At 38.1% G+C, this 13583-nt stretch carries 13 protein-coding genes; 2 read left to right on the top strand and 11 right to left on the bottom strand.

All coding sequences use genetic code 11. From position 1 onward, the window contains the following. Nucleotides 1–51: 51 nt before the first annotated feature. Entirely contained in the window at nt 52–903 is an 852-nt protein-coding gene (locus tag MOZ64_RS02575; protein ID WP_320325060.1) for a DegV family protein, read from the bottom strand. A gap of 107 nt (nt 904–1010) precedes the next feature. On the opposite strand from MOZ64_RS02575, the gene MOZ64_RS02570 reads away from it, so the two are divergent. After that, nucleotides 1011–1562: a DUF1836 domain-containing protein gene (locus tag MOZ64_RS02570; RefSeq protein WP_320325059.1), complete on the top strand. Its 552-nt coding sequence runs from the start codon at nt 1011–1013 to the stop codon at nt 1560–1562. A 13-nt stretch (nt 1563–1575) separates the two neighbouring features. On the opposite strand, the gene MOZ64_RS02565 is transcribed toward MOZ64_RS02570, so the two are convergent. Beyond that, nucleotides 1576–2331, bottom strand: a complete 756-nt coding sequence (locus MOZ64_RS02565) for a type 1 glutamine amidotransferase (protein ID WP_320325058.1) — start codon at nt 2329–2331, stop codon at nt 1576–1578. A gap of 4 nt (nt 2332–2335) precedes the next feature. Then, complete coding sequence (locus MOZ64_RS02560) at nt 2336–3649, bottom strand: Mur ligase family protein (protein WP_320325057.1); 1314 nt, start codon at nt 3647–3649, stop codon at nt 2336–2338. 99 nt (nt 3650–3748) lie between these two features. On the opposite strand from MOZ64_RS02560, the gene purB reads away from it, so the two are divergent. After that, complete coding sequence (gene purB / locus MOZ64_RS02555; protein ID WP_320325056.1) at nt 3749–5185, top strand: adenylosuccinate lyase; 1437 nt, start codon at nt 3749–3751, stop codon at nt 5183–5185. A gap of 24 nt (nt 5186–5209) precedes the next feature. Here purB and MOZ64_RS02550 read toward each other — a convergent pair whose 3' ends face one another. Genes MOZ64_RS02550 through MOZ64_RS02515 form a run of 8 tightly spaced genes read right to left on the bottom strand, consistent with a single transcriptional unit; the run spans nt 5210 to nt 13574 of the window. After that, the gene (locus MOZ64_RS02550) at nt 5210–5848 is read right to left on the bottom strand and encodes a M48 family metallopeptidase (protein WP_320325055.1); all 639 of its coding nucleotides are present in this window, start codon (nt 5846–5848) and stop codon (nt 5210–5212) included. After that, nucleotides 5848–6681: an Mrp/NBP35 family ATP-binding protein gene (locus tag MOZ64_RS02545; protein WP_320325054.1), complete on the bottom strand. Its 834-nt coding sequence runs from the start codon at nt 6679–6681 to the stop codon at nt 5848–5850. Before MOZ64_RS02545 ends, MOZ64_RS02550 begins: the two co-directional genes overlap by 1 nt. A 1-nt stretch (nt 6682) precedes the next feature. Beyond that, on the bottom strand, nt 6683–7588 hold the full coding sequence (locus tag MOZ64_RS02540; protein WP_320325053.1) for a tyrosine-type recombinase/integrase: 906 nt from the start codon (nt 7586–7588) through the stop codon (nt 6683–6685). 44 nt (nt 7589–7632) lie between these two features. Further along, the gene (locus MOZ64_RS02535) at nt 7633–8280 is read right to left on the bottom strand and encodes a tRNA1(Val) (adenine(37)-N6)-methyltransferase (RefSeq protein ID WP_320325052.1); all 648 of its coding nucleotides are present in this window, start codon (nt 8278–8280) and stop codon (nt 7633–7635) included. Further along, on the bottom strand, nt 8273–9445 hold the full coding sequence (dinB, locus tag MOZ64_RS02530) for a DNA polymerase IV (RefSeq protein WP_320325051.1): 1173 nt from the start codon (nt 9443–9445) through the stop codon (nt 8273–8275). Before dinB ends, MOZ64_RS02535 begins: the two co-directional genes overlap by 8 nt. Continuing rightward, nucleotides 9438–11075 carry a DNA repair protein RecN gene (locus MOZ64_RS02525; protein WP_320325050.1) on the bottom strand — a complete coding sequence of 546 codons (1638 nt, stop codon included), beginning with the start codon at nt 11073–11075 and terminating at the stop codon, nt 9438–9440. Before MOZ64_RS02525 ends, dinB begins: the two co-directional genes overlap by 8 nt. After that, a complete protein-coding gene (locus MOZ64_RS02520; RefSeq protein ID WP_320325049.1) occupies nt 11072–11803 on the bottom strand; it encodes a TlyA family RNA methyltransferase in 732 nt (243 codons plus the stop codon). The genes MOZ64_RS02525 and MOZ64_RS02520 overlap by 4 nt, the downstream gene beginning before the upstream one ends. Next, nucleotides 11781–13574, bottom strand: coding sequence for a 1-deoxy-D-xylulose-5-phosphate synthase N-terminal domain-containing protein (locus MOZ64_RS02515; RefSeq protein WP_320325048.1), 1794 nt, complete (start codon nt 13572–13574; stop codon nt 11781–11783). Before MOZ64_RS02515 ends, MOZ64_RS02520 begins: the two co-directional genes overlap by 23 nt. Nucleotides 13575–13583: the final 9 nt, after the last annotated feature.

The raw sequence follows: 13583 nt of genomic DNA, 5'->3' as shown, positions 1-13583 counted from the left end.
CAAGTTAGATAAACAAATCATACGCTCAAAAAAAGAGCTTCCTAAGAAACTCTATTCATTAATGATATGAATGGCTTGGAAGGCAATGCAACCAGGACCTCCTTGACAAATATAGGCAGGACTCATTGGCAAAATAACAACCTTTGCATGTTCAAAACGTTTTTGTATCATTTGCATTGCTTTATTGGCCCATTCTTCATTATGTGCATGTGCTAGACAGAACGTATATTCATTGGTTACTCCATCTTTTTCAAAAGTATCCAACATATTTTTTAATGCTTTGGTATACGTACGAACAATGCCGAATTTTTCTAACTTTGTACATGTATCATTGGCTCGAATGATCGGGATCAATTTCAATAATCCACCTAATATGCCCGAGGCATTGGATAAACGTCCACCACGAACTAAAAAATCAAAATCCACAGGAATCATAAAGTTTTCTGAAGTAGGAATAGATTGTTCTAACATCGATAGGATTTGTTCTTTACTAGCACCAGAAGCCGCCATTTGTTGTGCATGGTTGACTAAAACATATTGTGGCACACATAAAGTACGTGCATTCACGACCGACACTTTGGTTGGATCCTTACAAGACGCTTTGGCAACTAAGGCGGATGAATAGGTTCCGCTTAAACCATCTGCCATCGTGATATCAATGATCTCATCGCCTTCGGCAATGATTTGATCATATATATCCGTTTTCTCGCCAATGGATGGTTGTGAAGTGGAAGGTACACCACCATCTTTGATCATCCGTAACAGTTGGACGCCGGTGATTTGTTCAAAATCACGATAACTATGACCATTGATTGTGATCATCAAAGGAGCTACATATATACCATGTTGTTTTCCTTGTGCTGGTGACATTTGACACGCACTGTCTGTTACAATTTTTATCATAAAACTATCCTCGTAATCCTATTGTAGCCTAACTGTTTTATATAGTCAATAAATCTAGTTCTTAAAACTACATTGTAACGTTTTTTATATTATGATAAACTATCTCTATGGAAATAGCACAAATTAAAAAAGAACTCGACACTTTTCAATGTCCAAAATGGGAGCAATTACCCGATTTTGATGTATATATGGATCAAGTGATTTTCTTTATCAACGATCGATTATCACCTTTATTTTTTTTAGAAGATAAACCCGATAAAGTTATTACTTCCAATATGGTCAATAATTATGTGAAAAACAGTATCGTTCATCCGCCTATCAAGAAACACTATAAACAATATCATTTGGCATACTTAATTGCGGTTTGCATTTTAAAAAAATGCTATTCATTGACCGAAATTCAAACCATGATTGAAATTGTCCGACGGCTAGAACCGGATGATACAACAAATAGTATTGCGACTGTCTATAATTCTTTTAGCGATTGTTTTGACCATTATCTACATCAAGTTCTCCAATTTGGCATGATCAAGAATGAATTTCAACCCACCCGTATGAATGACGAAACCCAACTCATGATTTCTGTCATTAAAACCGTTGTTTATAAGATGTTTAGTGAACTGGAAATTTTGACATTTGAAAACGCAGAAGCAAAATAATGCCCTGCGTTTTTTAGTTATCATCTTCAATATGCATTCGTGTGAGCAAGACCTCACGAGCCGCTTGATCGTATGGATTTGTCAGTGGTGAAAGATCTTTCAACTGTAAATCCGGATTTCTTTTTTTCAATGCTTTATAGATCACAAAATCAGCTACATCCGGATTTTTTGGCAACAAAGGTCCATGTAAATAGGTACCTAAAACTTTACCATCATAGAATCCCTCAAAGCCAGCATCAAAGGCATTCCCACAACCTGATAGGACCTTGCCCAAAGGTTTGGTTACACCTAAAGTCTGACCACCATGATTTTCAAACCCAATGATCTTGGTGTGCATTTCATCCAATTGTGCATCGATCACGATATTGCCAATGCAACGAGATCCCATTTTTCCCGTATCCGTATAATAAGGATAAAAACCAAGACCGGCAATTTTTTTACCATCTGCTGCAATATAATATTGACCAAACAATTGATAGCCACCACAAATCAATAAAATAAACGTATGTTCATCCATTGCTTTTTGGATGTTTTCTTTTCGTTGCAACAAATCAGGAATCAAAGAAATTTGTTCCTTGTCGGCACCGCCACCCAAAAAAATCAAATCATAATTGGAAAGATCATCTTTTTGGCCAATGCCACATGTATGCAAATCAAAACCAATATGACGATCCAGGCACCGCTTCTTTAAGGTCATGATGTTTCCTTTATCACCATAGAGATCCATGATGTCATGATACATCCAACAAACTTTCAGTACTTGTTCCATAGACTTATTCCATCTCCTTTACGATGGCTCCACGAGCGGGTAATAGAGCTGTATAGGTTGCGACCACATAAGTGCGATCAATATCTATAAAAGCTTGATGAATCGCATCTTGGAGCTGTGTGATCACTCGAATGGATCCTTGATAGCCTCCATAATAAATTCGTAAAGCCATATCATTGGCACGTAAACCGGTACATACAATTTCTTTGGTTTCATCCGTTATGATCTTTTCAAAAAAAGTATCATAGATCCAAGAAACATCCGTACCATCTTGTTCCCGATCGTTTAAGACGATGCAAACTTTTTTAGGCTTCGTATCTCTTTCAATGACTTTCATGACTTCATTGGCGCCCGTTGGATTTTTTACCAAATTCAAGATACAAAGATGGCCATTTTTTTCAAATTTTTCATTTCTTCCCTTTGGTTGTGGTGCATGAGCAAATACACGCTTGGCCACATCCACTGAAATACCGCAAACTTTAGCTACGGCTAAGATAGCGGCACAATTATACATGGAATACATACCTTCATAAGGAGAATGAAAAGCCGTTCCATCACAAGTAAAAGTTTCTTTTTCTAAATCAATATCTTGCAGTTTGATATCCAATGGAGGTGTTTGAAAATCACATGAACTACAATGAAATTTACCAATATGCGAATATTGATAATATTCATAGTCTAATTTCTGGCCACAAAGAGGACAGAACTTCCCTTCACTTGCTTCATTGGTATGATCGACGCTATAGATATTTTTATCCATACCAAAATAGGTAGCATGTGCTTTTGAAGCTTTATATGATAGACGAACGACATTGGGATCATTGCCATTCAAGATCAATTCACCTGTGTAATTCGGTAATACCTTTTCGATGGAAAGAATCAATTGCTCCATTTCTTTGGCTCGATCCAATTGATCCCGGAAAAAATTTGTGACCACTAAACCCGTTACAGGAAGATAGGGCAAAATATGACGGATATTTAATTCATCCACTTCCAAGACAATGGCATTGGCCTTCACGTTTCCTGATAAAGAACTATGCGTTAATAAAGTAGTCGTGATTCCTGCTTTCAGGTTGTCCCCTTTACGATTGGAAATGACATCATATCCTGCATCGACCAGAAGATCGGTGATCATGTTGGCTGTGCTTGTTTTTCCATTCGTACCTGTTACTAAGAGGACCGGACCGTTGATTTTCAGTTTTGATAATATATTTTGATCAAATTTCAATCCGATTTCACCAGGCATAGAACCACCATGGCCAATCAGATGCAATAAAGATGAACTCACTTTGGTTGCTAAAATAGAAAGATGCTTCATACGGCTTCTCCTTTTATCCGTTCCTAATTATACACGAAATTAAATTGAATTGGTATTTGTACTCACGTATAATAAAAGTATTGTAATGGAGGAAAACAAATGGCACAAACTGCATATTATCAATCCCCTTTGTCGCAACGATATGCGTCCAAAGAAATGCAAGCATTATTTTCAAATGATAAAAAATTTCGCACCTGGAGACGACTTTGGATTGCTTTAGCACAATCCGAACAAGAATTAGGTCTAGATATCACGGATGAACAAATTGATGAATTGATCGCACACAAAGACGATATCAATTATGATGTTGCTCAAGCCCGTGAAAAAATTGTTCGTCATGATGTGATGAGCCATGTATATGCCTATGGTGTACAATGTCCAAAAGCCAAAGGTATCATTCATTTAGGTGCTACTAGCTGTTATGTAGGTGATAATACCGATTTGATCATCATGCATGAAGCATTGGAACTGGTCCAAAAAAAGATTGTTAATGTATTGGCCCAACTCAAAAAGTTCGCTTTGGAATATAAAGATATGCCATGCCTAGCTTTTACTCATTTTCAACCCGCACAACCGACGACCATTGGCAAACGAGCATCCCTATGGGCCCAAGATCTTTATATGGACTATATCGAAATTGAACATTTATTGGAAAATAAAAAGTTATTAGGCTGCAAAGGAACAACTGGAACACAAGCCAGTTTCATGGAATTATTCAATAACGATACGGAAAAGGTCAAAGCATTGGATAAGAAAATCTGTGAAAAATTAGGATATGACAACTATTTCCCAGTTTCAGGACAAACCTATACCCGAAAATACGATACCCAAGTGATCAATGCATTGGTGGGTATTGCACAAAGTGCTCATAAATTTTCTAATGATATTCGTTTACTGCAACATATGAAAGAAGTAGAAGAACCATTTGAAAAAGGTCAGATTGGTTCCAGTGCCATGGCTTATAAGCGCAATCCAATGCGATCGGAACGCATGGGTTCTTTAGCTCGTTATGTGATTGCTGATTCGTTGAATCCAGCCATGACAGCCAGTGAACAATGGTTTGAAAGAACTCTTGATGATTCTGCCAACAAACGAATTAGTATTGCTGAAGCCTTCCTCGCAACCGATGGGATCTTAGATTTGTATTTAAATATTACCGATGGTATGGTTGTGTATCCAAAAGTGGTAGAAGCCGACCTCTTAAAGGAATTGCCATTCATGGCAACGGAAAATATCATGATGGATGCGGTGAAAGCCGGTGGAGATCGTCAAGAATTACATGAATTGATTCGTGAACATTCAATGGCGGCTGGAAAAGTTGTCAAAGAAGAAGGAAAACCCAACGATTTGATTGATCGTATCGCGAAGGATCCAAAATTTGGCATGACCAAAGAACAAATCGAATCGCATATGGAACCCATCCATTATGTTGGTCGTTCGGTTCAACAAACCGAAGAATTCTTTGTTGATTATATTGATCCAATCTTAGACAAACATAGCGATGAATTAGGTATTGAAGCACAAATCAATGTATAAAAAAGTGGATGACCAAAAAAATGGTCATCCTTTTTGTTCGAATATAGGGATGGAACGATGAATCAAATGTTTATGAACTTTCCAATAATTTGGCATCCATTCTAGGACTTCCTGATAAAAAGCCTGTGAATGATTTGGATATTTCATATGGCATAATTCATGAACCAAAACCGAATCCACTTCTTCCCAATCTACAAATAGTAACTTTGTATTGATTGCGATCGATCCTGTATCTTTTCGACAACTGCCCCATTTCGATGCATAATATCCATAACGAACCGTCAATCCTGTATACCCCATAGCTTGTTCCCACTGACGAAAACGAGGCGTAATTTGTTTTTGTGCCAACGCCTTTAATAAGGCTTGCCAATGTTTTTCATTGCCATTAATCGTAATGGTTTCTTCTTCCGAATCGATAGCACAAACATTCCCTTCCATTACAGTGTAGGGTCTTTCTAAAAGAAATAAAGTCATGCCTGGATGAATACGAGGTATAGCATCATATGCAACCAAGTGTTTTTGGATCCATTGCCTATGATCTTGAACAAAAGCATCCACAAAATCCTTTGACGTTTGGGTTGGACTTGTTACAATGATCTGTCCTTCTTTGATTCGTATCGAAACATTCTTATACCGTTTGTTTTTGATCCACTGATATTCCATTATTGCAGATCATCACTCATTCTTTGTGCAATTTCTTTCATCAATTCCATTGTCTTTTCTTGTTGCTCTAAAGTATAACTTTGATCATATCTATTGATATCACGTAATAGATCCACTTGTGGCAACATACCATAACAAGGTACTTTGATCTTGTTCAAGAAGGCATCCAATTCTTCTTTATTGTAAAAATCAATGTGTTCATGGCAATTCGGACATTCCAAATACGCCATATTTTCAATGAGACCCAAGACAGGGATATCCATCTTTTCACACATATGGATAGCTTTTTCAACGATCATGGAAACCATTGGTTGTGGTGTAGATACCATCACAACACCTTTTAAAGGCAAAGATTGCATGATCGTTAAGGCAACATCTCCCGTTCCTGGAGGCATATCGATCAATAAAACATCCAGATCTTCCCATAGAACATCGGTATAAAATTGTTTGACAACATTACCCACGATCGGACCTCGCCAAATAACGGGTTCACTTTCATTTTCTACCATGAAATTTAAAGACATTAATTTGATGTCATCGACAACTACCGGTAAGATCTCATTCTCTTTGGTGCCATATGCATGCTGATCTTCAACCCCCATTAAACGAGGAATGCTAGGCCCTGTGATATCGGCATCCATGATACCCACTTTTTTTCCTTGAGCAGCCAATGATTTAGCTAAAAGGACCGTCATGGTCGATTTACCAACACCACCCTTACCACTCATTACGGCAACGACATCTTTGATATGATTTTTTGAATTCGTTTCTACGCCACAAGTACTTGCATCCTTACTGCAATTTCCTGCATTTGGACAACCTTCACAAGACATACTATTTTTCCTCCTCTTTCTTATCCGTCCATAAAAAATATGAATCATATGCTTTTTTTAAGCGATCCGATTGAATATGTGTATATATTTGCGTTGTTTGAATATCACTATGACCTAATAATTCTTGTACGATCCTAAGATCGGCATGTCCATCCAACAAATGGGTCGCAAAACTATGCCGAAAACTATGGGCCGAGATCCGTGGATCCAAATCCAACGCATTGACTTTTTCTTTGATTAAATGATGCACATATTGACGTGTACAAGGATGACCCAATCGATTCACAAACAATTGGGGGATATGTTTTTTATCCCAATCGGATCGGACCAAACGCATATATTCTGCAATTTGTTCACAACAAGCCAAAGCCATCGGGATCATTCTTTCTTTTTCACCCTTCCCTTTGACTTTGATGATTTGTTGACACAGATGCACATCATTGCATCGCAGATCACATAATTCACTCACACGAAGCCCACAAGAGTACAAAACCACTAAAATGGTCTTATGATAAATATCTTGATTGGAAGAACCAAAAGACGCAAATAACTTTTTCAAATCAGCAATCGAACAATACACCGGTAAATGTCGATTGTTGTTGATGCCACGCAAACTTGTTGTTGGATCTTTATATTCCGGATGATTCAAACAAGTAAATTTATGAAAGGAATGCAATGTCGCAATCATTTGATTGACACTACTTGCCACATGATCTTCCGCATACTGATTTAAAAAAGAATCAATCTGCCATATTGTAATATCTTCAACATTGACAATCGCTTCGTTTTCTAGAAATGTTTCATAGACCAACAAGTTATGTTGATACGCATCCATCGTCTTTGCACTTTTTTGAGCGACGACCCTACCATTGATCAAGTAATCATCGATTGCCTCTTTTAGCTTCATGACTGTATTTTAACACGCTTCTTAGATGATGACCAATCATATACCTAGATGAAATAAGGAGGCAAAACCACACAATCACAATGCCCCTCCTTGATGGCTTCAATACAAAGGGTCTTCGCTATGTGTTTGTCTTTTGTATAGGCAATTTGCAGATGTTTGATACAAAAATGATGGGCCAACAAGCATTGCACGATTTCATTGAACCGGTTGCAACGATGCACAAAATAAAAACGCCCATTGCTCTTTAAGAGCCGATTCGCATTTTCTATCAATTCAGCCAGCGTCAGATTTTTTTCAATACGCCCCATTTGACGACGATTCATTTTTACCTGTGGATTGGTCGCTTCATCCTGAAAATAAGGAGGATTGGATAGAATGACATCTACCGAATCCAATTGGACATCTTGTATGCGTTGATTTAAGATCGTGGTGGGATGCGAAAAAAAAGTATCGGCATTCCATTGAGCCAATTGCGCAGCTTCTTCTAACACTTCGACACCAATCATGGACTGGATAGGATATTGATCCGCTGCCAATAATAAAACCCCATTATTCGTACCAATATCTAAAACAACCTCATTTTTTCTCAGTTCCATAAAGCGAGCCAAAAATTTAGTATCGGTATTGAAACAAAAGCCATCTGGATCTTGATATAAAACCAGGTCTTTGGTCAAAAAATAATCCTTACGCATCTTTTTTCCCCTTTAATAAATCACTCGCCTTGATCAAATGAATACCCTGTATTTGTCGGTTCAATTGGGATAAGATCATATCCGTTGTTTCTTTGGGTTGTTCAAACATGGTGGGCTGGACAATGATCTCTTTGGCATCTTTTAAAGATCCCATATGAATCGCTAAATGACGATAACCAAGATCTTCTTCAAAATTTTGATCAATCAAATTACGAATGGCTTCAAACATGATATTGGCATGATTTGTATATTCCCGAAACGTTTGAGAACGAACAATATTATGAAAATGAATATCTCGCATCGTTAAGGAAATCAATTTACCCATATAATTTTCTTTCGTCATTTTTTGCGACAACGCAAATGTTAAATGTCGCGCTTGCGATAATACCTCATCGATCGTATAAAGATCATTTTCAAAAGTTTCTGAAATTGAAATACTTTTGTGCGTGGTAGAATAGGACAAACGATCACTGCTCTTTCCTCGAGCTTTTTGAATCAATGAATAACTGCTTGGACCCAATAAATGCAAGATCTTGTTTTCATTATCGATATTGGCAAAATCACCAATGGTATGAATACCGATAGCTTGTAATTTTGGAACCGAACGCTTGCCAATGCCAACCATGGATTCAATGGGTAAAGGCCAAAGCTTTTGTTCCAATTCCGCTTTTCGTAAAACCGTGATACCATGTGGTTTTCGCATATCACTTGCCATTTTTGCCAGGAATTTAGTTGGTGCTACCCCAATCGAGACATGAAGACCCGTTTCTTCATACACACCCTGTTGAATTTGAAATGCAAGATCCAAAGGGCGCGGATAATTTCGGATGATGTCTGTCACATCCATAAAACATTCATCGATACTGGCAGGTTCAATGGCTCGTGTATAGGTATATAAATAATGAAAAAAAGCTTGACTACAAGATCGATAATAAGAATAATCCGATTCGATCAATTCAAGATCCGGGCATTTTCGTAAGGCTTCATAGACGGGCATGGCACTATGCACACCATAGTCTCTTGCCTGATAATTCGCCGTAGAAATGACGCCACGTCGTGATAAGGAACCAATCGCTACCGGTTTACCCTTTAATTCTGGATGACGATTTTCTTCGCAAGACGCAAAAAAAGCGTTGATATCAATATGGAAGATGACTCTAGCCATGTGTCACACGCTCCTTTAATTCTTTGGCCGCTTGTAGTGCTGCCGGCGTTGGTTTTCCTGCACTCATGGTCGCTAATTCGATCAAACTTGCTTCGTCATCTAATTCATCGATGGAAGTCGAGGTTGAATCTTGCTGACTGTTTTTTCGCACACAATAATGCGTATCGGCCCAAGCCGCGACACTAGCCAAATGCGTAATGCACAAAACCTGATACGATTTGGAAATGGCATGCATTTTTTCACCCATCGCATATGCTACACGCCCGCTGACACCCGTATCAATTTCATCAAAAATAATGGTTTCAATGCCTTTTTGTGTTTGGAAAACAACCTTTAAAGCCAACATCAATCGACTAAGCTCTCCTCCAGATGCACTTTCTTTTAGAGGCACAAAGGGCTGACCTGGATTCATGGATACATAAAAAGCAATCGCATCAATGCCATCTTCGGCATAGGACTTCAGGTTTTGGCGAATTTGAAATTGACAATGCTCCAACATCAAATCTTGACAATGTAACATCACTTTTGATTCCAATTCTTTAAAACAAGCCTGTCGTTTTTGAGATAGCTTTTGGGCAAGCTCGACATATTTTTTTTCGGCTTTTTCTAGATCCATTTTACTTTGTTCCAATACCGTTTCCCGATGTAAGATTCGATCGATCTGCTGCTCCAATTCAAGTTTCTTTGCCATCAATGAATCATAGGAACCACCATAGCGTTGATACAAACCACGAATCGTATAGACACGTGCTTGCATATCATCTAAAGACAATGAATCATCTGAATTTTCGATCTGTTGGTGCAAAGCTTCTTTAATATCATCCAACTGATAATACATATCACGGATTTGATCGGCTTGTTTTTGGAACGCATCACTTTTCTGCAAAGATTTGAATAAAGAATAAAGGCAATCTAAAATGCCTTGTTCTTCTTCCAAAGAACGTAAATTTTCTACATACATCTCTTGATTTCGTAATGCATCTTCCTTTTGTTTGATTTGAGTCAATAATTGATCCAATTCATCCGGTTGCACATCGGCTTCACAAATTGCATTGTATTGATGCGTCACAAAATCCAATTCATCATCCGATAAGGTTTCATTGACCAAAGATTCATACGTTATTTTTTGCTCTTTATATACAGCGTATGCCTTCGAAACTTCTTTTTTTAAGGCATCGGTTTTCGCATAACTATCCAACACGACCAATTGCATTTCTGGTTTTATTAATTGATAGGTATCCATTTGGGAATGAATATCGATCAATTGAGCCATCAAATGACGCACAAAACTCAACGTGGTCACTTGTTGATTGATACGAATGGTACTTTTTTGATTCGCCGAAATGGTTCGAGTAATGATCAATTCATCTTCCACTTCAAAATCATTTTCTTCTAAATAGAATCGGAGTTGTGGATCGGAACACGATAATACCATTTGTAAGGTGGCCTTTTCTTTTCCCTTACGAACAATATTGGATGTACAACGCTTGCCACAAAGATACCCGATTGCATCGATCAATAAACTTTTCCCTGCTCCGGTTTCTCCAGTAATCACACTCATGCCCTTCGAAAAATCAATCAAAGCATGATCGAATAAGATATAGTTTTTCACCATCAATTGTTCAATCATCTGGATCTCCTTTCTTGTGCATAAATGACATATTCCTGATTGCCAGAACGCCCCTGGATCGGACTTTTCATGACATGTACTTGTTGATAATATATTTGCAAAAATGCTTGTTTTTTATTTACAATCTGCAAAGCTAGTTTTTCATTTTTTAATACCCCATGTTTGTTTAATGCCTGAGGACCACATTCAAATTGAGGTTTGACCAACACCACCAGATGTTTGGGGATCATTTCCTTAAAAACATGTTCCAAAATGGTTTGACAGGAAATAAAACTCACATCCATACAAATAAAATCAATGGATTCATCAAACCAATCTGTTTTTAATTCACGGGCATTCTTCCCTTCCATCTTGATGACTCGTGGATCCATCGCTAATGTTGGATCCAGTTGTAAATGACCCACATCTAAGGCATATACTTTTTTGGCATCATGACGTAAACAAACATCTGTAAAACCACCGGTGCTTGCGCCAATATCGAGTACGACTTGATCATTAAGATCGATCGAAAAAGTATCAATGGCACCTAATAATTTATAAGCAGCTCGTGAGACAAATTCATGGCCATCATTCTTTATTACGACAGAATCCAGTTCAGAAACCAAATAACTTGATTTTTGGATCACTTTTCCATTGACTTCGACCAAGCCCTTTTTTATATGATCTTGTGCTTTGGTTCGTGAACCCAGCTCGATGGCACAGACCTTATCTAACCGCATGTTGCTCATGATCTATTTCCTTAAATAATGCATTGACCGAAATGTGTTCCTGGATCCGAATCGAACGTATGGAACCTTGCTGAATAAAGTGATCTTCGATACCGAGAATATGTATTGGGTTTCTTATTTTGGCGTATACTTGCATCACGACGGTCGATAAAGATCCTTTGGCATCGGGTTCAAAAATATAGATAGGTAGCTGCATCAAAAACATTTGTTTGAGGATCTTTTCATCGACCGGTTTAAAAAATCGAGCATTGATCACGATCATATCCCATTGATTTTCCTTTGCCTTGGAAAGAATACGATCAAACTCCGGACCATAAGTGATCACGATACATTTTGGATCCAGACCAATTTGAAATTGTGACCATGTACCAACGGATAATGCATGACAATTTTTTTCGGTTGGTTTATTGACGATTCCAAATGGATATCGAATGAAAAAAGGCTTTTGACTTCGTGAAGCCGTATATAATAGATCCAATGCTTCTTGACTATCTTTTGGTTGCGAAATCACAATATCAGGAATCGAAGAAAGAAGCTGAATATCATAGATTCCCTGTTGGACATCTCCTTTGCCATCGACAATACCCGCCTGGTCCACCCCGACAATAACTGGACTGTTCATATGGGCCAAATGAGCCTGAATGGTATCAATACATTGGCCAACATCTTTTGCTTGAATCTGTACAAATGGATGATATCCTTTTTTGGCGATACCAGCCGCCATGCCTAAGGCAAGGTTGGGACGCAAAGATAAGGAAGGATCGATCATGGATAATTTTGGGTTTTGTTTCTGTAAGAACGCAATACAACTTTGGATCCAGGTTTCCCAATCGCATTGGTCTTTCGAAACCAAGACTTTGGATTTTCCTGTATCTTGATGAAATGGCATGACTTCTTGCCAACCCTTTTGATCTTGGGCATACGGATATCCATAAGAAAGATGGGTTTGAATATGTACGACAATGGGGCGACTTGCCGCTTTGGCTGTTTGGAAAGCATTGATCAAAGCATGCATGTCATGACCATCGATGGGTCCAAGATAATCAAAGCCCATATTTTGGAATAAATTATCACTCAAAAGATTATCTTTGATATGATCTTTGACCGATCCAAAAGCGGTTGCTACGCCATTGCCAATACGATTGGAACGCAAGGTATCATTGACACTTTCTTTTGCTTTTCGATACGCTTTGCTCGAACGCAACGAAGACAATGTTTCTAAAATGCGATTTGCTTTTGGCTTTGTTTGGACCATTTCATTAAAGATGATGACCATGCCATGTTGTCCATAACCAATTTGATAGAGTGCTTCCAAACTCGATCCCGTAACAATACCTTTTGAATCAATGAAATCAATGATTTGGTATGTTTCTTTTGCCTTATCCCGTGCACAAGCCATGCCTAAGGCAATAGAAAGAGAGCTGCCCAGAGGCATGCTATTCCACGTATCATAGATACTTTCATCGGTGCAACAAAAGGTATTTAAACCCTTAGCTTGTCGATAGGTTGAAAAAGTCGTGGAACGACCGGTTAGAATTTTATGAGCTAAACATTGATGTCCACCATCAATCAATAGTTGATCATGAGGTGTTTGAAAAACAAAATGCAAGGCAACCATCGCATCCACAACACTCAAATTGTCCGCCAGATATCCGCCTTTTTGGGCAATCGTTTGAATGATGAAATCACGCATATCATCGGCTAATGTGGATAGTTGCTCTTCCGATAAATTCTTGATTTGTTCAGGTGTTTCAATGTCGTATAGACGCATATATCTCCC

The organism is Absicoccus intestinalis (assembly GCF_033971885.1).
Taxonomy (GTDB): Bacteria; Bacillota_I; Bacilli_A; order Erysipelotrichales; family Erysipelotrichaceae; genus Absicoccus; species Absicoccus intestinalis.
This window is presented reverse-complemented; position numbering and strand designations above follow the sequence as displayed.

Excerpts from the sequence above, each read along its gene's own strand:
- MOZ64_RS02575 (WP_320325060.1), bottom strand. The coding sequence starts at position 903 with ATGATAAAAATTGTAACAGACAGTGCGTGTCAAATGTCACCAGCACAA.
- MOZ64_RS02570 (WP_320325059.1), top strand. The coding sequence starts at position 1,011 with ATGGAAATAGCACAAATTAAAAAAGAACTCGACACTTTTCAATGTCCA.
- MOZ64_RS02565 (WP_320325058.1), bottom strand. The coding sequence starts at position 2,331 with ATGGAACAAGTACTGAAAGTTTGTTGGATGTATCATGACATCATGGAT.
- MOZ64_RS02560 (WP_320325057.1), bottom strand. The coding sequence starts at position 3,649 with ATGAAGCATCTTTCTATTTTAGCAACCAAAGTGAGTTCATCTTTATTG.
- purB (WP_320325056.1), top strand. The coding sequence starts at position 3,749 with ATGGCACAAACTGCATATTATCAATCCCCTTTGTCGCAACGATATGCG.
- MOZ64_RS02550 (WP_320325055.1), bottom strand. The coding sequence starts at position 5,848 with ATGGAATATCAGTGGATCAAAAACAAACGGTATAAGAATGTTTCGATA.
- MOZ64_RS02545 (WP_320325054.1), bottom strand. The coding sequence starts at position 6,681 with ATGTCTTGTGAAGGTTGTCCAAATGCAGGAAATTGCAGTAAGGATGCA.
- MOZ64_RS02540 (WP_320325053.1), bottom strand. The coding sequence starts at position 7,588 with ATGAAGCTAAAAGAGGCAATCGATGATTACTTGATCAATGGTAGGGTC.
- MOZ64_RS02535 (WP_320325052.1), bottom strand. The coding sequence starts at position 8,280 with ATGCGTAAGGATTATTTTTTGACCAAAGACCTGGTTTTATATCAAGAT.
- dinB (WP_320325051.1), bottom strand. The coding sequence starts at position 9,445 with ATGGCTAGAGTCATCTTCCATATTGATATCAACGCTTTTTTTGCGTCT.
- MOZ64_RS02525 (WP_320325050.1), bottom strand. The coding sequence starts at position 11,075 with ATGATTGAACAATTGATGGTGAAAAACTATATCTTATTCGATCATGCT.
- MOZ64_RS02520 (WP_320325049.1), bottom strand. The coding sequence starts at position 11,803 with ATGAGCAACATGCGGTTAGATAAGGTCTGTGCCATCGAGCTGGGTTCA.
- MOZ64_RS02515 (WP_320325048.1), bottom strand. The coding sequence starts at position 13,574 with ATGCGTCTATACGACATTGAAACACCTGAACAAATCAAGAATTTATCG.